The 17216-nt window shown below is 47.3% G+C and carries 18 protein-coding genes and 1 pseudogene; 12 read left to right on the top strand and 7 right to left on the bottom strand.

Annotated elements, in window-relative coordinates; genetic code table 11:
* Positions 1-152 precede the first annotated feature (152 nt).
* The gene (locus BBG47_RS06290; protein WP_065291004.1) at positions 153-671 is read left to right on the top strand and encodes a DJ-1/PfpI family protein; all 519 of its coding nucleotides are present in this window, start codon (positions 153-155) and stop codon (positions 669-671) included.
* A gap of 162 nt (positions 672-833) precedes the next feature.
* On the opposite strand, the gene BBG47_RS06285 is transcribed toward BBG47_RS06290, so the two are convergent.
* The gene (locus BBG47_RS06285; protein ID WP_254659761.1) at positions 834-1415 is read right to left on the bottom strand and encodes a GNAT family N-acetyltransferase; all 582 of its coding nucleotides are present in this window, start codon (positions 1413-1415) and stop codon (positions 834-836) included.
* 63 nt (positions 1416-1478) lie between these two features.
* Positions 1479-1649 (bottom strand): hypothetical protein, encoded by a 171-nt coding sequence (locus BBG47_RS30625; RefSeq protein WP_254659760.1) that lies wholly within the window; start codon positions 1647-1649, stop codon positions 1479-1481.
* 212 nt (positions 1650-1861) lie between these two features.
* Here BBG47_RS30625 and BBG47_RS06280 point away from each other — a divergent pair, with 212 nt between their 5' ends.
* Together BBG47_RS06280 and BBG47_RS06275 are read left to right on the top strand one after the other, a co-directional pair.
* Positions 1862-2572, top strand: coding sequence for a helix-turn-helix domain-containing protein (locus BBG47_RS06280; RefSeq protein WP_065291003.1), 711 nt, complete (start codon positions 1862-1864; stop codon positions 2570-2572).
* Positions 2547-2954 carry a toxin-antitoxin system TumE family protein gene (locus BBG47_RS06275; RefSeq protein WP_065291002.1) on the top strand — a complete coding sequence of 136 codons (408 nt, stop codon included), beginning with the start codon at positions 2547-2549 and terminating at the stop codon, positions 2952-2954. Before BBG47_RS06280 ends, BBG47_RS06275 begins: the two co-directional genes overlap by 26 nt.
* Before the next feature lie 123 nt (positions 2955-3077).
* Here BBG47_RS06275 and BBG47_RS06270 read toward each other — a convergent pair whose 3' ends face one another.
* Complete coding sequence (locus BBG47_RS06270; protein ID WP_065291001.1) at positions 3078-4136, bottom strand: NAD(P)/FAD-dependent oxidoreductase; 1059 nt, start codon at positions 4134-4136, stop codon at positions 3078-3080.
* A 196-nt stretch (positions 4137-4332) separates the two neighbouring features.
* On the opposite strand from BBG47_RS06270, the gene BBG47_RS06265 reads away from it, so the two are divergent.
* The 4 genes from BBG47_RS06265 to BBG47_RS06250 all read left to right on the top strand — a co-directional run bounded on the left by BBG47_RS06265 (position 4333) and on the right by BBG47_RS06250 (position 8153).
* Positions 4333-5133: an ABC transporter ATP-binding protein gene (locus BBG47_RS06265; protein WP_065291000.1), complete on the top strand. Its 801-nt coding sequence runs from the start codon at positions 4333-4335 to the stop codon at positions 5131-5133.
* Positions 5130-6059 (top strand): iron-hydroxamate ABC transporter substrate-binding protein, encoded by a 930-nt coding sequence (locus BBG47_RS06260; RefSeq protein WP_065290999.1) that lies wholly within the window; start codon positions 5130-5132, stop codon positions 6057-6059. Before BBG47_RS06265 ends, BBG47_RS06260 begins: the two co-directional genes overlap by 4 nt.
* 79 nt (positions 6060-6138) lie before the next feature.
* On the top strand, positions 6139-7149 hold the full coding sequence (locus BBG47_RS06255) for a FecCD family ABC transporter permease (protein ID WP_065290998.1): 1011 nt from the start codon (positions 6139-6141) through the stop codon (positions 7147-7149).
* Positions 7146-8153, top strand: coding sequence for a FecCD family ABC transporter permease (locus BBG47_RS06250; RefSeq protein ID WP_065290997.1), 1008 nt, complete (start codon positions 7146-7148; stop codon positions 8151-8153). The genes BBG47_RS06255 and BBG47_RS06250 overlap by 4 nt, the downstream gene beginning before the upstream one ends.
* Before the next feature lie 147 nt (positions 8154-8300).
* Here BBG47_RS06250 and BBG47_RS06245 read toward each other — a convergent pair whose 3' ends face one another.
* Entirely contained in the window at positions 8301-9107 is an 807-nt protein-coding gene (locus BBG47_RS06245) for a helix-turn-helix domain-containing protein (protein WP_065290996.1), read from the bottom strand.
* Positions 9108-9363: 256 nt separating this feature from the next.
* On the opposite strand from BBG47_RS06245, the gene BBG47_RS06240 reads away from it, so the two are divergent.
* From BBG47_RS06240 to BBG47_RS06220, 5 genes and pseudogenes are all read left to right on the top strand, one after another.
* Entirely contained in the window at positions 9364-10215 is an 852-nt protein-coding gene (locus BBG47_RS06240; protein ID WP_065290995.1) for a transporter substrate-binding domain-containing protein, read from the top strand.
* Positions 10216-10260: 45 nt separating this feature from the next.
* Positions 10261-11013, top strand: coding sequence for an amino acid ABC transporter permease (locus BBG47_RS06235; RefSeq protein ID WP_065290994.1), 753 nt, complete (start codon positions 10261-10263; stop codon positions 11011-11013).
* A pseudogene (locus BBG47_RS06230) lies at positions 10976-11728 on the top strand (amino acid ABC transporter ATP-binding protein). The gene BBG47_RS06235 and the pseudogene BBG47_RS06230 overlap by 38 nt, the downstream one beginning before the upstream one ends.
* A 36-nt stretch (positions 11729-11764) precedes the next feature.
* Positions 11765-12553, top strand: coding sequence for a DODA-type extradiol aromatic ring-opening family dioxygenase (locus BBG47_RS06225; RefSeq protein WP_065290993.1), 789 nt, complete (start codon positions 11765-11767; stop codon positions 12551-12553).
* An 88-nt stretch (positions 12554-12641) separates the two neighbouring features.
* Positions 12642-12965 carry a hypothetical protein gene (locus BBG47_RS06220; protein WP_065290992.1) on the top strand — a complete coding sequence of 108 codons (324 nt, stop codon included), beginning with the start codon at positions 12642-12644 and terminating at the stop codon, positions 12963-12965.
* A gap of 248 nt (positions 12966-13213) precedes the next feature.
* Here BBG47_RS06220 and BBG47_RS06215 read toward each other — a convergent pair whose 3' ends face one another.
* From BBG47_RS06215 to BBG47_RS06205, 3 genes are all read right to left on the bottom strand, one after another.
* Positions 13214-14044 (bottom strand): carbohydrate ABC transporter permease, encoded by an 831-nt coding sequence (locus tag BBG47_RS06215; RefSeq protein WP_065290991.1) that lies wholly within the window; start codon positions 14042-14044, stop codon positions 13214-13216.
* The gene (locus BBG47_RS06210) at positions 14044-14931 is read right to left on the bottom strand and encodes a carbohydrate ABC transporter permease (protein WP_065290990.1); all 888 of its coding nucleotides are present in this window, start codon (positions 14929-14931) and stop codon (positions 14044-14046) included. Before BBG47_RS06210 ends, BBG47_RS06215 begins: the two co-directional genes overlap by 1 nt.
* Positions 14932-15153: 222 nt before the next feature.
* Positions 15154-16539, bottom strand: a complete 1386-nt coding sequence (locus tag BBG47_RS06205) for an extracellular solute-binding protein (protein ID WP_065290989.1) — start codon at positions 16537-16539, stop codon at positions 15154-15156.
* Positions 16540-17216 lie beyond the last annotated feature (677 nt).

Raw genomic sequence — 17216 nt, 5'->3', positions numbered from 1 at the left:
ACAGCATAGAAAGGTGTCGGTACAATAAGACACATCTTACAGCGATGATCGCAATATCAAATCCACTTCATATTCAGAAGTGATTCCGTACATGCTGCAGCATGTACCTGGCACCAACTTAACTGTGTACCACGAATAGGAGGCCATATTTTATGAATAAAAAAGCTTTATTTATTATACCACCTGAACGATTTAATGAAGACGAGCTGTTCCAGCCAAAAGCTGCCTTGGAGCAGGCAGGAGTGAACGTCACCATTGCCAGCACCATAACCGGTGAGATCACAGGCGACTTCCAAGGGAAAGCCACGGCAGAAGTCATCTTCTCCGATGTGTCTGCTGCCGACTATGACGTCGTAGCTGTAATCGGTGGCTCTGGAACGAATGATTATCTATGGGATAACAAGGAGCTCCAGCAATACTTGAAGCAGGCGCATCAGGATCGTGTGCTTGTATCTGGCATTTGCGCAGGCGCTGTTACGGTTGCCCGTACTGGACTGCTTGCAGACAGAGAAGCAACATGCTACCCGCTTGATATCCAAATTGATCAATTGAAAGCGAATCATGTTACGTATATCGCCCAGCATGTGGTTGCCCATGATGACATTATTACCGCCGACGGCCCGGATGGCGCCGCACAATTCGGTGCAAGCTTGGTACAAGCGCTCGACTAATCAACTAGCTGTATGCTTTACGCAAACAATAAGAAGCCTTCGGATCAGATTGAACTGCCGAAGGCTTCCCTTCTTATGTATTATAGGCACGCTTGCCTGATAGCTTCAATGCTTCAGTTCTTCGGTACATCATAAATGCATTAATGATTGCCCCTGTTGTGCTTACCCTCTATTAAATCTAATGTCTGTCACTTTGCCGCTGTCCACAAACCCAATTTGCTGGTAAACCTTATTGGAGTCGGGATTAGTCATGTCCGCATACAGCATCGGCTGCAGGGACTCTCTATGCAGCAGCTCACATACCTCCGCTACAAGGGCACTTGCATAGCCCTGTTTCCGTGATGCAGGCGGCGTATAGACCGCATTAATCCGTCCATGGCGTGGCGATCGGTGCGCAATATTTGCCATCGATTCCGGCCGACCATCGACCATCCAGAAATATAGATCCCCTTGACCAATCAATCCTTCAGCCGCCGACAATTGGCTCTCAGGCGTGACGGTTACTCCATATGCACTTTCCGAGAATCCTGCCAAAAACGAAGCCACGATACCCGTACGATTTCCCAAGGCCTTTTCCATTGTTCCGCCTACATGCTGTGGCTTGAGCACTTTTGGACAGCAATACGATTCCATCCCCATGTGGGTGTCATAGTGCAGCTGTCTTGCATTCGCATACAGCTTGGCGAATCGTTCCACTGTGTGCGGCAATCCCGTAATCCCAGGCAGATCATGCAGTTCAATCACTGCTGCAAGCTCCCTCAAACGCTCGTCATGTTCCGAGTCGCGAAGCTCCACAGACGTCCATAACTATCCATTTTGTCCGGGGGACTGCGCGTAAATCATCATTCCATCCTTCGACTTGAGACAAGTTGCCCCATCCAGCTCGCAAATGCGGTACAGCAGATTGAACGGCACCTCGTCCCGTTGAAAATAAGGGTTATTTACCAAGTCATCCGCTGTGCTCCATGATTCCAACATGCCATCCCCCCCTGAAATTTTAACTGATTGTACGCCTATGAAATGTATCCGTCAATCCTTTTGAATAGTGGTATCTTTAATAGCAGGGTTGAATCGATGAATAATGCGTAATAATGATTAATAAGATTTAACTAAGTTTAAGTTTCTTAAAGAAATATTATCAGAATAATTGATACATGGTAAGTAATGGGATATGATGGAGGTGTGAGGTGATGCTAATGTCGATAACATATGCGGAGAAGAAAATATTTGATATGAAATGCCGTGAAATCGCCGTCGAATTACTAGAAATGAACACTTACGAAAATAGTGTACTGCTATTTAAAGTTCTCGCACATGCATTAAAGAATAATGAACCTATTATTGATTCCTTCGATGAGTCTATTTTCGACAACACAGAGGTTTTTCAAGAGAAATTCTCCGTATTGCTGCACCACGCCCTTTTACAGGCGTGTAATTCCAATTCTGCCACTGACTCACCTGAACCCATCTCGTCTCCAACAAGGTATGCCAAAGAATATACGACCAAAGAGCTGGCTACATTTTTTGGGGTTAGCATGGTCACTATTCATAATTGGATCAAACAGAAACGCTTCGAAGGTGTAGATCTGGCTGGAGATAACAAACGCAATCATATTTCCGCAGACACGATATATATAACACCAGCTGGGAAAAGACTACTTGTCTGCGATATTGTACATATGTGGGAGAGCGAGCAACAACTCGTGACCTCAGCTCCCGAAGAAAATTCTCTATCCTACTACTCTCGTCAAATTGAAATATATGAAACGAAGTATAAAGGGAAATTCGAACAAACGCTCGGCGCAAAAAGTAATTTATCACCTGAAGAACAATCCGACGCTCAAGTTTGGAAACACTTTTTGGGGAGGATGAACCTTGAGCCTAGGAATTCCGAGGAGTAACTATTTTTTTATCGAACAAAACTTCTCAGATATTATTTTGGAGATTCGAAATGTTGTAGGTGTCCCATATAGCGATAAACGCACAATCCGTAAAGTAATTCTTTTTCATGATTTATCGAAAATGTACTGTACCGAAATAATAAACGATGCTGGGAATGACATCGAATTATATTGGTATGACTGGTATGCGCATAATCAGCAGTTGATTATAAAATTCCATGCCCACTATCACCCAAATGGAACACCGAAGGAAATAACGGTTCATGATCCCTTCCATATTCAAACGCAGTACCACCGTACCTCTAATCAACATTTCCGTGAGTTGGTACAAATTCTAGAGTTTGTTCGCCTCAGGCAGTTAAGTCTTAATCATATCCCTTAGATATAATCCTGCAAAATAGAATCCACACACTTATAATAAGCTGAAAGATTGATATCCCAATATAGAACAAAAAGGGACGCCCATAGCTTGCAGCAGCAAGCCGTGGCGTCCTATACTTATTTCTTAAGAATTCATCATCTGCTTCACCAGTTCACGGTTGCGCTCCTTGAACACATCGTTGTGGGAAGATACCATTCCCCAGCTATTTGCATCCGGCTGAATGAATTGCTTCGCCTTGTTCACCGCATTGGCCGCATCTTGGAAGGCACCTGCAATTAAGTGCAGCTTCCCGTCATGATGCAAAATATCCCCTGCTGCGTACAGCCCAGGAATCGAAGATTCACTGCTGGCATTGCCAGCCACATAGAAATCCTCTACCTGCTCAATCTTCAATGCACTGTTGCCAATGAGGCTCGAATCCCGCTCATAGCCGTGATTAATAATCACTTCGTCAATCGGCAATACTGCCTTCTCGCCTGTCGCTTGATTGGTCAGTTCTACTCGCTCAATTGTCTCATGGTTGTCCGCTGCAATCAGCTTCGTAATGGAAGTATTGAAGAAGCATTCAATAGAGCTGTTCATCAGCTGCGTAATCGTTGCCTCGTGACCAGACAAAGACTCCTTATCTTTCCGATAAGTCAAGTATACCTTCTTCGCAACAGGCTGCAGCTCGTTCGCCCAGTCAATGGCAGAATTTCCGCCACCCGAAATGACCACGACCTTATCTTTAAACTTTCGGAGTGATTTCACCGTATAATTCAAATTCGATACTTCGAAGCGCTCCGCACCCTCAATATCAAGCTTGGTCGGGTTCAAAATCCCGCCCCCGACTGCCACGATGACCGTCTTGGAGTAATGCTTCTGACCGGAGGCTGCCTCCAGAACGAAAATGCCATCCTCGTTGCGAGCAATCGATTCTACCTTCTCATTAAGCACAACCTCAGGGTCAAACGTCAAACCCTGCGCCACCATTTGCTTAATTAACTGTGCTCCAGTGAGAGGTGTTAGTCCACCGACATCCCAGATCATTTTCTCTGGATATACATGCACCTTGCCGCCAAGCTGCGGCTGATACTCGATCAGCTTTGTTTTCATTTCACGAAGTCCACTATAAAAAGCAGAGTACAGCCCTGCTGGGCCTCCTCCAATGACCGTCACATCAAATAATTGTTCCTGATCCATTTCCCTTTCACTCCTCAGAAACTCGTTGGTATTGATTATCATTATCAATGATATCCGATTCATTACCCTTTTACAACAAAAATTACTATTGACATCCGATATGCTGGAATTTATATTATGGAAAGAAATGATCTTGATAATCATTATCAATTAATGTCGATAACGGTGGTTGGTTTCCATAAATGGAGGTTGAAGCATGGCTCGCCTATATACAGATGATTTAAGCATTGGTTACGGTGAACGCTTAATTGTCAAAAATCTAAGTGTACCTATTCCCGATAAAAAGATCACAACGATCATTGGCTCCAATGGCTGCGGTAAATCTACACTGCTCAAAGCAATTACTCGCATTATTCCCCACCAATCCGGGAATGTCATCCTCGACGGTGAGAACATTGCCAGAGAAAATACGAAGCTGCTGGCCAAGAAGATGGCTATTCTGCCCCAAACCCCGGAAAGTGCAAGCGGGTTAACGGTTGGCGAGCTTGTCTCTTATGGGCGATTCCCTTATCAGCGCGGCTTCGGACGCTTAACGAAGAGGGATATCGAGGTCATCGACTGGGCATTGGAAGTGACAGGAACGATTGATTTCAAATATCGCCCTGTAGACGCCCTCTCCGGTGGTCAGCGCCAGCGTGTCTGGATTGCCATGGCACTTGCTCAAGAGACAGAAATCATTTTCCTCGATGAACCGACAACGTATTTGGACATGGCTCATCAGCTTGAAGTATTGGAGCTGCTGCAGCGCCTGAATGATGAGCAGGAGCGTACCATTGTCATGGTTCTCCATGATCTGAACCAAGCAGCACGATTCGCCGACTACATCATCGCAATGAAGAACGGCGAGATCGTTAAGGCTGGCGATTGTGAAGAGGTTATGACCTCAGATGTACTGAAAAAGGTGTTTCAAATCGATGCTGAAATCGGACGGGATCCTCGAACGAACAAGCCGATGTGTATCACATATAACTTAATTAAAGGAGCAACAGCATCATGAAGAAGTGGTTCATCCCCTTTATGCTCATATTCGTGCTCGCAATTAGCGCCTGCACAAGCCCTGCTGCCGAGCCGAAGAAAGATGCAGCAGAGAACAAAGAAAGCAAATCTGACACGATTACATATCAGGCAGAAAATGGGCCAGTGAAGGTGCCTGCTGATCCGAAGCGTGTTGTCGTATTATCTTCCTTCGCAGGGAATGTCATGGCACTGAACGTGAATCTAGTCGGTGTAGATACATGGGCGAAGCAGAACCCTCGCTTTGAATCGAAATTGAAAGATGTTGCTGAAGTGTCTGATGAGAACCTGGAGAAAATTATTGAACTCAATCCGGATTTGATCATTGGTTTGTCGGGCATTAAAAATATTGACAAGCTGAACCAAATTGCCCCTACCGTTACATTCACTTACGGCAAGGTCGATTATTTAACACAGCATCTGGAGATCGGCAAGCTTTTGAACAAAGAAGCTGAAGCGAAGGCTTGGATCGACGACTTCAAGAAGCGCGCTGAACAAGCTGGCAAAGACATTAAAGCCAAAATCGGTGAAAATGCAACTGTCTCGGTTATCGAGAATTTCAATAAGCAATTGTATGTGTACGGCAACAACTGGGGCCGTGGAACGGAAATTCTGTACCAAGAGATGAAGCTGAACATGCCGGAAAAAGTCAAAGAAAAAGCGTTGGGACCTGGCTACTTCGCACTCTCTACTGAGGTTCTTCCGCAATTCGCAGGCGACTATGTCATTCTCAGTAGAAACATAGTTGGCGATAACTCATTCCAAGAAACGGAATCGTATAAAAATATCCCTGCCGTGAAGAACAATCGCGTGTTCGAGGTTAATATGAATGAATTCTATTTCAATGACCCGCTCACATTGGACTTCCAATTGGAGACATTCATTAAAGATTTCGCGGCAAGCAAGTAACGTCTGGAGAAGGAATTCTTATTTTTAAGAATTCCTTTTCCTGTATTCTAAGCACCATTATGAGAAAGGGACATTATGCATGGTGAACTCGAATCAACGTACGATTCCGTTTATAGGCAAATTAATTGTCGGAATCCTCTTATGTGCAGGAATGTTCGTCGTGGCAATGGTATTCGGCGCCGCTGACACTTCGCTGCGCGATGTGTGGCTTGCCCTTACGTCGAATGCTGCAAGTGACAACATTTCCGTTTTACGAGATATCCGTCTTCCACGCGAAATAGGCGCGATGGTCGTCGGTGCCGCCCTAGCTGTAGCAGGTGCGATTATGCAGGGCATGACACGCAATCCGCTTGCTGATCCTGGCCTGCTCGGGCTTACTGCTGGTGCCAATGCAGCGCTGGCCATTACACTGGCATTGATTCCTGGCGCCAACTATTATGCGATTACGATTGCTTGCTTCATTGGTGCAGCGGTTGGTGCATTTATCGTATTCGGCATCGGTGCAATGAAGAAGGGGGGATTCTCCCCGCTTCGTATCGTGCTGGCTGGTGCTGCCGTCACTGCTTTCCTTGTCGCGGTAGCGGAAGGAACAGGGCTTTATTTTAAGATATCTCGGGAAATTTCCTTATGGACTGCAGGCGGCCTTATCGGTACCAATTGGAGTCAGCTTCAAATTATCGTTCCTGTGGTCCTCGGCGGCATCTTGATTGCCATTGGCTTCTCTAGACAGCTGACCATCCTAAGCCTGAATGAAGAGGTCGCTGTGGGATTAGGCCAGAAAACACTCATGGTGAAGATCATCCTATTTATCGTCATCGTTCTGCTTGCCGGCGCATCTGTAGCACTTGTTGGCAATATGGCCTTTATCGGACTCATGATTCCTCATATTGTACGAGCTATGGTAGGCACGGATTATCGATTTATATTGCCAATGTCCATCTTTACGGGCGCTACCTTCATGCTGCTTGCCGATACGCTTGGACGAACAATCAATAGCCCGTACGAGACACCTGTAGCAGCCATCGTTGCCATGCTGGGTCTGCCCTTCTTCCTGTTCATTGTACATAAAGGAGGCAAAGCATTCTCATGATCTTACCCTCTCTGTTGAGAAAGCAGCGGCTTATTCTCGTATTGCTGCTCGGGCTTATTCTGCTAACCATCATCGTCGGAATGGGTCTCGGATACTCATCATTGTCCTATGATCGGCTGCTCCCTACCCTGCTTGGGCAGGGGACGTTCAAGGAGGATTTCGTGCTGTTCTCTATCCGAATGCCTCGCATCCTGATTACACTTCTATCCGGCATGGCTCTGGCTTTATCAGGAGCCATTCTGCAGGGTGTGACTCGCAATGATCTCGCCGATCCCGGAATACTTGGAATTAATGCTGGGGCCGGTGTATCTATTTCGGTGTTCTTCCTGTTCGTTCCCATAGACATGGGCTCATTCGCATACATGCTGCCTCTTGTCGCCTTTATCGGGGCTGTGCTTACAGCAGCTCTTATCTATCTATTTTCGTATCAACGGACTTCAGGGCTGCAGCCTGTACGGCTGGTGCTGACTGGTGTCGGTTTCTCCATGGCATTGTCAGGAACGATGATCGTACTTATCTCCTCGTCGGAACGAGCCAAGGTTGATTTCATCTCGAAGTGGCTTGCGGGGAATGTCTGGGGTGCAGATTGGCCATTTATCTGGGCGATACTGCCTTGGTTGGTTGTATTGATCCCCTATACCTTATATAAAGCGAATCGTCTGAACCTGCTGGCACTCAATGAGCCTGTCGCAATCGGAGTAGGCGTATCCATCGAGAAGGAACGACTGACATTGCTGATTGCTGCCGTTGCACTAGCTGCCGCAGCCGTCTCCGTGACTGGCGGAATCGCCTTCATTGGATTGATGGCGCCGCATATTGCCAGAGCATTGGTCGGCCCAAGGCACCAGCTGTTCCTTCCGGTAGCGATACTGCTAGGCGGCTGGATGCTGCTGGTGGCGGATACGATTGGACGCAACGTGTTGGAGCCTGATGGTATTCCGGTCGGCATCGTCGTCGCACTGATTGGTGCACCGTATTTCGTCTATTTATTATTGAAAAAGTAGTATACGTGTTATGCCCCTCCTACTCCTTCAACGAGTTAGAGGGGCTTTTTATATATCCAAGTACCGTGCATGAAGAACAGAATATCTAATCTTCCGTCTTGGCTTATTCCTATTCGAACTATCGGGTGATTGATGCGGCGGATGAACTCATAGCTGTTCCATGTACTTTTTAGGCGTAAACGAACTGAATTCCTTGAACTCCTTAATGAAATGATTCTGGTCGTAATACCCCAGCTCCGTCATCTCCTCCATTACCCCCTCATAGTTCGAACGCAGCAATGAATCCAATACATACTGAAAGCGCACGATACGGCTGAACAGCTTCGGGGACATGCCTACATATTCCTGGAATACCTTCGCAATATATCGTGACGAATACCCTGTATGCTGCGATAAATCGGACATACTTCGCGATCCGCTGCTGCTAATGATTTGCTCCGTTACATGCTTCAGCCAGGGCGGTGTCTCGTCCTCCCCTTGGATAAGCTGGCGATAGAACGATTCGAATATCGCGATTCTTGCTGGCATATTGTTCGCTGCCGCAATTTGCTCCAGCAGTATGGAGGAATTGCGGATCACATCAGCTAGTGGGATCTCGCGATCAGTGAACTCATGGGCGGGATAGCGAAGCACATGCCTGCCATAGCCGGGGAAGAAGCGAATCGCAAACACATCACAGTTCCCTTGGCGGAACCCGCCTTGCTTGCCTGAAGTCACTGTTCCGCATACGTTAGCGCTTGGGCGATCCTGATCACAGCAAATCATAATATCAATACTTCCATCCGGCAGTATCATCATCGAATGGCTGCTTGCTTCATTCAGTGAAAACGTATAATACTGAATCCCCATCGGTTTGGGGTAAGCCGACAGCCGATTATCGAAATAGTTCATCTGCTTCTGCTCAAAGGATGGCTGGTGAGGGAAATATCCTATGCTGTCAGGCAGTTCACTCATGACAACGATCACCCCCATAATAATTTATATTTTTCCCATCGGATTAATCTTATTAAAATCAAAACTTCGGTGTGCTGTCAATCCTCGTCTCCCATTCCCTCCTCGTTATCCCTCACATCTGAAGCCCTCGTCCTCATCGACAATTTTAGATCTGTTCCGATTTTTACTATATTTACACCCCATTATCCCGTATGATGGCAAACAAATAATCATATAGAATTACTCGGATATAGAAATCGAGGGAGGAACGCCGAATATGAACAAGAAGAAAAGAATACTCTGGGCACTGACCTTCACAGCTGCAGTGGCACTCACCGTGATCGCCACAGGATGCAGCAAGGCAGCCGATCAAGCATCATCTACCAGCGAGCAGAAGGTCAAGACCTTGCTAGTCGGCACGAGCGGCGGACCGAAGCCTTATGTGTATGTGGATCAGAACAACAACCTAGATGGCTACGACATTGCTGTCTGGACGGAAATTGACAAGCTGCTGCCGCAATATGACATTCAGTTTGAGAAAACTGAGTTCCCAAGCATATTCGCTGGCATCGACTCTGGACGATATCAAATTGGCGCCAATAACATCACCAAGAAGCCGGAACGCGAAGAGAAATATCTGTTCGGCAACGAATACTACTACTTCAATCGCACCGTGGTAGTGGTGAAGAAAGGCCGTACAGACATTGCATCCATTAATGATCTTTCAGGAAAAACGATCCCCATCAGCCCTGGCGGTGGATTCGAGCAGTTGTTTGTCGAACAATTCAACAAGGAGCATCCGGACAAAGAGATCAAACCTGCTTACACCGATCAAGATCAGATCAAAACCTATCAAGACATTGCCAATGGTGCAGCCGATTTCACCTTTGCGGAGAAAGTCATGCTGAGAGACATTGAGAAGGAATACGGCATTGCGCTCGATACCGTAGAGCTTCCTAAGGAAGAAATCGAAAAGATTCAAAACCCGAAAGCCTATTTCATATTCAGCAAAACAGGCGACGGCCCTGCCATTCGTGATGCATTCGATGGTGCGCTGCGCACTCTGCTGGACAATGGCAAGCTGAAGGAGCTGTCCATTCAATATTTAGGAGCCGACTATACGAGATAATTAAGCCCGGCTCCATTCCAAATATCCATAAAGAAGTGATGTGCGATGCCCAATTTATTTGATGTAGAACTCGTGTTCAGTCAAATTCCTGAACTGCTTGCCTACTTGCCGATCACGCTAGGAATCGCCTTTGCATCCATGCTCCTTAGCCTGCTGATCGGTCTCGCAACGGCGCTTATCAAGATTAAGCAAATTCCCGTGCTCCGCTCTCTCGCGGCATTCTATGTCTCCTTCATGAGAGGGACACCGATTATCGTTCAGCTCTATCTGGCCTTCTATGCGGTTCCGATGGCTATGCAGTATATCAATTATTATTACGGGACGGACTACAATACGAACCATATTCCACCGATGATCTTCGTGCTCGTCACCTTTGCCTTGAATGAAGGAGCCTACAACTCAGAGAGTATTCGGGCTGCAATCCAATCTGTCGATAAGGGTGGCATTGAAGCCGGATATTCTATGGGAATGACGACAACGCAGGTTCTGCGCCGCATCATTTTGCCCGAAGCGCTCGTCGTTGCACTGCCAACCCTCGGCAATTCTCTGCTCGGGTTGATTAAGGGCACTTCACTTGCCTTTGTATGCTCGGTTGTGGAGATGACAGCCGCAGGCAAGCTGATGGCTTCCCGCAATTTCCGCTTCTTCGAAGTGTATGTGTCGCTTGCAATCATTTACTGGCTCGTGACAATTGTGTTAGAGCGCCTAATTGCGCGCTGGGAGAAGCGGCTGAAGGTTAACGAGAGGAGGGTGGCTGCTGATGATCCGAATCCAAGGCTTACACAAAACATTCGGTAAACATGTCGTGCTGCACCATGTGGATCTGACGGTTGAAGAAGGTCAGGTTGTCGCCATCATCGGCCCTTCAGGCTCAGGCAAGTCTACACTGCTTCGCTGCCTGAACTTCCTGGAGACACCGCAAGCGGGCTCAATTGCACTAGGCGACTACGAGCTTAATATGTCCAAGGCGACGAAGCGCGACATTCTGTACTTGCGCCGCAATACCGCAATGGTATTTCAGCAGTTCCATTTACTGAAGTACAAGACAGCTCTTGAAAATGTTATGGAAGGTCTCGTGACGGTACAAGGAATGAAGACACAGCAAGCCCATGACATCGCAAGCAGCTACTTGGATCGAGTCGGACTTCAGGATCGGAAAGACTACTACCCTCGCGAGCTATCAGGCGGTCAGCAGCAGCGTGTGGGCATTGCCCGGGCACTCGCCCTTCAACCGAAGGTAATTCTGCTCGATGAGCCAACCTCTGCACTTGATCCGGAGATGGTTGGCTAAGTGCTTGCCGTTATTCGGTCAGCTGCCAAGGAAGGACGGACGATGATTATCGTGTCTCATGAGATGGGGTTTGTTCAGGAAATTGCAGATAAAGTGATCTTCTTCGATCAGGGTTCGATCGTGGAAGAAGGAACATCGAAGGAAATCTTCAGAGCTGCGAAGCACGAGCGGACGAAGCAGTTCCTCTCCCGTGTCAGCCGACCTGCCGATTATGTGATTTAACGCTAAGAGATATAAAAAAAGGAAGGTGTGTGAATCATGTCCACCGCTACAACGACTTCGGCGCCTGTATTATTTCTTGCACATGGATCGCCGCTCATCGCCATTCAGGAGAATGACTATACCCGTTTTTTAGCCCAATTTGCCAAGGATTTGCCTGTAAAGCCAACTGCCTTCGTCGTATTCACTGCGCATTGGGAGGTCGAATCCAGCACGCGAATAACGTACACGGACGATACCTACCACACCATTCATGACTTCGGTCCGTGGTGGATGGATGAGATGTTTGCTGTGCAGTATCCTGCTAAGGGAAATAAAGAGCTGGCTATCCGCATCCACAATCTATTCAACCAACACGATATCCAGAGTGATCTGGATGCCGAGCGAGGCCTTGACCATGGAACATGGTCCTTGCTCAAGCAGTTCGATCCGAACGCTTCCACTCCTGTCGTACAGTTGTCAGTGAATCCGAATCTGAGCGCCAAGGATCAATTCTTGATTGGCCGTGCCATTCGGGAGCTGCAGCATGAAGGTGTGCTCATTATCGGAAGCGGCGTGACCGTTCATAATCTGAGCCTGCATAGTGACGTAACAGAATCGTGGGCGCTGGAATTCGACGATTGGCTGATCGACAACATTGAACGCAAGAACTATGATGCTCTATTCAACTATTCCGAAGACGCTCCCCACGCGAAGCTTGCTGTGCCTACACCGGAGCATTTCGTTCCGATCCTGATCGCACTAGGAAGCGGAGAACCAGAACGCGAGGCTAAGGTCATCTACCGTGAATATGCGGGACTGCTCAGCTATTTGTGCTATCAATTCTGAGCTAGGCCTGAGGGTATCTGCAGACGGCCTTGTTTACACGCCATATTGACCATATTGAATTATTTGAAACGAAATGGAGGCGATGAAGATGGCGGATTGGTCGCGAGTACTGCCATTTACCCCTGAATCAGCGGAGCTTATCCCTGAAGAAATCGGCATATTCGTTTTCCTGACTAAGCAGTTGGATAATCGGATGTACAAAGTCATCTACGTGGAACAGACTACGAATTTGCGTGCACGCTATCTCGATTACGTGAATGGAGAAGAGCCGTATCTGCTTGAACATGCCGTAAACTATCGATATGTTGTCGAGCCCAAGCAAGAAGCGCGTGATGCGGAAGAGAAGCTTGTGCTTACAGAAGGTTCCCCCACATTGAACTTGATTAGAAGCGGTTCTCTATCCATCATCTAATCACGCCTATTCACCCTCGTATCATCCTCCGTCGAACAAAGGCCTGCTCTCATGGGTAGGCCTTCTCGCGTATGGGAAGAGGGCATCCTCCTTCCCCAAAACATCCCTTTCAAGGTACTGAAACCGATATGCGATGACGAACAAGCACAATTGTATGCAATCCACTTCCTCTATCCAACATGACAAAGGCTGCCCTCTATGACTAGAAGACAGCCCTATTCCCCAATTCTAGCTATTTCCTAAATTGCTTACCCCTTAACGCTTCCTGCTGTCACACCTTCAATAATTTGCTTTTGCAGAACACCATAAATGACAATGACAGGCACGACGCTGATCGTAATTGCCGCAGTAAGTGCCCCATAGTTCATATTGAACTTGTCGGCAAAGGATACGACTGCAACCGGCAGTGTACGCAGCTCCTGATCAGACAGGAACAGGTTCGCCATAATGTACTCGTTCCAGTGGCTGATGAAATTCAGGATAAAGACTGTGACAAGAGTTGGCATCGTCAATGGAATAATGATACGGCGCAGCAATCCGTAAGTGGACAGTCCATCCATAACCCCTGCTTCTTCAAGCTCTGTCGGAATCGACTTAAGGAAGGCAGCGATGACGAATGTCGTTAACGGGATGCCGAATGCCGCATACGGAATCATCAGGGCGAACGGTGTGTTGTAGATGCCGAAGTCCTTAATCATCATATACAGCGGTATAAGCAGCGATGCGGGTGGAATGAGGATCGACAGTAGCAGGAGCCCCATTACGAGCTTGCTTAGAGACGGGAACCTCATCCGTGTAACTGCATAAGCAATCGCTGTAGAGAGAAGTATGGTCGCGGTCGTCGCGATCACGCTAATGTATAAGCTGTTCACGAAGTATCGGCCTATATGTGCACTCGACAAGGCATTATCATAATTGTCCCAGCTTAACTTCGCTGGCAATCCCCAAGGATTATTGAAGATCTCTGTATTGTCCTTAAAGGAAGAGAGCACAACGAACAATATAGGGAAAATAACGATGACTACGTAGATGAGAAGCACGACATGAGACAGAATACGCTTGGATCGATAAGCCCTCATTAGTATTCCGCCTCCTTCGACGTCTTCTTGTTAATGATATGGTAAATGAGCGAGAGAATTGCGGTAAATACCGTAATGATGATCGCTATGGCATTCGCATAACCGAAGTCACCAAGCGCATATGCCTGCTGATACATGTACGTCGCCATAACTTCAGAGCTGCCGAATGGACCGCCATTAGTCATGATGAGTACAATATCCAGCGCCTTCATGGCACCCGTGATGGAGAGCAGCATCGTTACTACAATGACAGGGCGAATGAGCGGAATGGTTAGCAGCCATGCCTTGCGCCAGCCGACCGCACCGTCTATTTCTCCGGCCTCCAACATTTCCTTCGGAATCGCGAATATGCCCGCCAACACAAGGACAATGTAGAATCCCGTCCATTGCCAAGCATTGGTCACGAGCACGGACAGCATTGCGGTATTCTCATCCCCCAGCCACAATCTTGTCCATGTATCGAGGCCGGCTGCCTTCAAGATTTGATTGAGCAGACCTGCATCGGGTGAATAAATGAACTGCCAAATAACCGCAATCGAAGCGGTTGAGAGGATACTCGGCATAAATACAGTCAGCTTGTAGAAATCAAGCATACGTCTTACACCGCTGACCAATATGGAGACGAACACAATAATTGGTACCTGAATGAATACGGAGAAAGACACAAAATAAATATTGTTCTTGAACGCGATCCAGAACTTCTCATCTGACAATGCCTTGGCGAAGTTATCGAATCCGTTAAAGACTGGCTCCGTAATGCCGTCCCAACTCGTTACGGAATATTGAAGCGACTTGAATAGAGGCACTAAATAGAACGTAATGTAAAGTGCCAGTGCCGGAACTACAAACAGAAAGAAAGCGACACGATTCCGGAGTATCTTGTTCATGATTCACATCTCCCATTATCCGGTGAGCGTGGGGCCATAACCGGGACAAAATGATAGGAAAACACCTGCTGGAGTCCGTTCATAGATGAAGCTGCCTGAGCAGCTGCTATTTCTTCCTGGTCAGAGCTGTAATGCCTAACGAACCAGCATGTACGCATCAACCCTGATAAGAAAGGGGAACCACAGCGCTGCTGCGGCCCCCAACTATGCAATACGACGAGATTATTTCCCTTCCTTATTTCCCTTTTCTTGTGCTTGCTGCATACGCTCAGCTGCCTTCTCAGGCGTAAGCTTGCCGCCAAGAACCTCTTGTACCGTTTGCTCCAATGTTACCTTCACGCTCTTCTGTACGAGCGCATCGAATGCCGGGAATGCACCCTTCGCCGATCCTTGGGATTCGCCGAGCGCCTTCACTAATTCCGTACCACCCTCGACACCGCTCACACCCTTCATAGCAGGGATACGGCTGGATTCAACGAGGCTTCGTTTTTGTTCCTCGATCGTGTATAAATTTTTAATGAATGCTTTAACAGCCTTCAGCTCATTGTCCTTCAGCGTAGCGGAGAAGCCATAGCCGTTCGACCAACCACCATTGATCAAGCCGTCGCCAGGGCCGCCAACATCCGGCATGCGGAAGAATCCAGCTACATCCTTCACTGTAGAAGTATCTCCTGTAATTGCATTCGCTGCCCAGCTGCCATCGAACAGCATCGCAGCCTTGCCAGTGTAGAAATTCGCTTGACCTTGTGGATACTTGAGACCAAGTACGTTCGGGTCAATGTAGCCTTTATTTTTGAAGTCTTGAACACGCTTAAATGTCTCGATGATTGCTGGATCTGTCCACTTTGTCTTTCCGGATGCAAAGCCTTCTTGCAGCTCTGGCCCGCCCAAGCCGACGAACAGAGAATTCACAAGCATGTTGGCTGCCCAGCCATCTCCTGCGCCTGAGCCCAACGCGATTGGTGTAATACCTTTTGCTTTCAAGGCTTCACACACTTTGATCAAGTCATCCCATGTCTTAGGCACTTCTACGCCCGCATCCTTGAACAGTTTTTGGTTGTAGAAGAAGCCTTCAATATAACCAGCCTCAGGGAGGCCATAAATTTTACCGTCCACTGTAAATTCCCTTAAGTTGAAGAATGCATCCTTCAAGCCCAGTTCATCCAAAATCCCAGTCAAATCAAGCAAACGTCCAGCCTTAGAGTACTTCACTGTGTCATCGCCACCGAACAGGTTGAAGATCGGAGGCTGTGTACCGGCAGACATCTCCGCCTTCAGCTTCACGTCACGGTTAACTGTATCCTCTACCCCGTCCAACTTGAACTTCAAGCCAGGAACATCCTGTTCTGTCTTCGCCACAACATCCTCCAGCTGCTTCAGCGTCGCCTTCGCAGTGTCACGAACGTTGATGTGACGAATGACCATAGAGAATTCTTCAACCTTCTCCTCTTTAGCAGGTTCTTGCTTCGCAGGCTCCTGCGGTGTTGTCGTTGTTGCCTGCTCCTTCGCTGGTTCAGCCGGTTTTCCCGCATCTTTACTGCCGCAACCAGACAAAGCCATCATGCCCATCAAGGCGATAATCATTAACAACATCAAGCTTTTTTTCATCTCATAACACTCCCGCATGTTCAAATTTGTCCAAGCCTAAAAAAATGGCACTATCCTACCATTCAAGCTTCTGCGTATCTTGGAGTTAGCGAAATGAGGCTGTATCTTGTTGACTGTTGTTGGTATAACCCTCTTTTGAATTGTTACGGGGATGTTACACAGTCATTGTGGCAGCGATCACCTCCTTGCCAGAGTCAAAAGTGGAATGAAATATGATCATGATGTAGGCGAATGCTACCGAGAAGATATAAAAGTGTGGTCTGGCAATAATTAAAGCGCTTACGAAATGAATGAAGAGTCGATTAAATAAAGCGCTTACGAAACTAGGTGAGAAGATGATTGCGTTACACGGTGATAAGAAAATGGAAAATGTCTGTTCGGGTAAAAGTAAATTTGGATGTGAGTATAGGAATGGATAAGCGGTAGTACCGAGACTGCTCGTGGCTGGTGATGCAGGCTCGATAACTACTAGGTCTAATTGCTTACATTGTAGAGGGATACAGGATGCCACTACAAGGGTGAATTCCTCTACTCGAGGGATAAATTTAACGAAAACGGAGCCTATATTAGCTGTAAATGAGCAAAGCACTCCCCATATGCCTAAGAGTGAACAGCTTATGTCAGCCTACTCATTTCTACAGAAGTAAACGAAATAAGCCATCCCTAGAGAGGAATGG

The organism is Paenibacillus sp. KS1 (genome assembly GCF_001680695.1).
Classification (GTDB): domain Bacteria; phylum Bacillota; class Bacilli; order Paenibacillales; family Paenibacillaceae; genus Paenibacillus_B; species Paenibacillus_B suaedae.
Note: the sequence above shows the minus strand (reverse complement) of the source record. Positions and strands in the feature narration are given on the sequence as shown.

What these genes read in the sequence shown, in the direction of transcription:
- BBG47_RS06290 (WP_065291004.1), top strand. Translation starts at nt 153, where the DNA reads ATGAATAAAAAAGCTTTATTTATTATACCACCTGAACGATTTAATGAA.
- BBG47_RS30625 (WP_254659760.1), bottom strand. Translation starts at nt 1,649, where the DNA reads ATGTTGGAATCATGGAGCACAGCGGATGACTTGGTAAATAACCCTTAT.
- BBG47_RS06280 (WP_065291003.1), top strand. Translation starts at nt 1,862, where the DNA reads ATGCTAATGTCGATAACATATGCGGAGAAGAAAATATTTGATATGAAA.
- BBG47_RS06270 (WP_065291001.1), bottom strand. Translation starts at nt 4,136, where the DNA reads ATGGATCAGGAACAATTATTTGATGTGACGGTCATTGGAGGAGGCCCA.
- BBG47_RS06265 (WP_065291000.1), top strand. Translation starts at nt 4,333, where the DNA reads ATGGCTCGCCTATATACAGATGATTTAAGCATTGGTTACGGTGAACGC.
- BBG47_RS06260 (WP_065290999.1), top strand. Translation starts at nt 5,130, where the DNA reads ATGAAGAAGTGGTTCATCCCCTTTATGCTCATATTCGTGCTCGCAATT.
- BBG47_RS06255 (WP_065290998.1), top strand. Translation starts at nt 6,139, where the DNA reads ATGGTGAACTCGAATCAACGTACGATTCCGTTTATAGGCAAATTAATT.
- BBG47_RS06250 (WP_065290997.1), top strand. Translation starts at nt 7,146, where the DNA reads ATGATCTTACCCTCTCTGTTGAGAAAGCAGCGGCTTATTCTCGTATTG.
- BBG47_RS06245 (WP_065290996.1), bottom strand. Translation starts at nt 9,107, where the DNA reads ATGAGTGAACTGCCTGACAGCATAGGATATTTCCCTCACCAGCCATCC.
- BBG47_RS06240 (WP_065290995.1), top strand. Translation starts at nt 9,364, where the DNA reads ATGAACAAGAAGAAAAGAATACTCTGGGCACTGACCTTCACAGCTGCA.
- BBG47_RS06235 (WP_065290994.1), top strand. Translation starts at nt 10,261, where the DNA reads ATGCCCAATTTATTTGATGTAGAACTCGTGTTCAGTCAAATTCCTGAA.
- BBG47_RS06225 (WP_065290993.1), top strand. Translation starts at nt 11,765, where the DNA reads ATGTCCACCGCTACAACGACTTCGGCGCCTGTATTATTTCTTGCACAT.
- BBG47_RS06220 (WP_065290992.1), top strand. Translation starts at nt 12,642, where the DNA reads ATGGCGGATTGGTCGCGAGTACTGCCATTTACCCCTGAATCAGCGGAG.
- BBG47_RS06215 (WP_065290991.1), bottom strand. Translation starts at nt 14,044, where the DNA reads ATGAGGGCTTATCGATCCAAGCGTATTCTGTCTCATGTCGTGCTTCTC.
- BBG47_RS06210 (WP_065290990.1), bottom strand. Translation starts at nt 14,931, where the DNA reads ATGAACAAGATACTCCGGAATCGTGTCGCTTTCTTTCTGTTTGTAGTT.
- BBG47_RS06205 (WP_065290989.1), bottom strand. Translation starts at nt 16,539, where the DNA reads ATGAAAAAAAGCTTGATGTTGTTAATGATTATCGCCTTGATGGGCATG.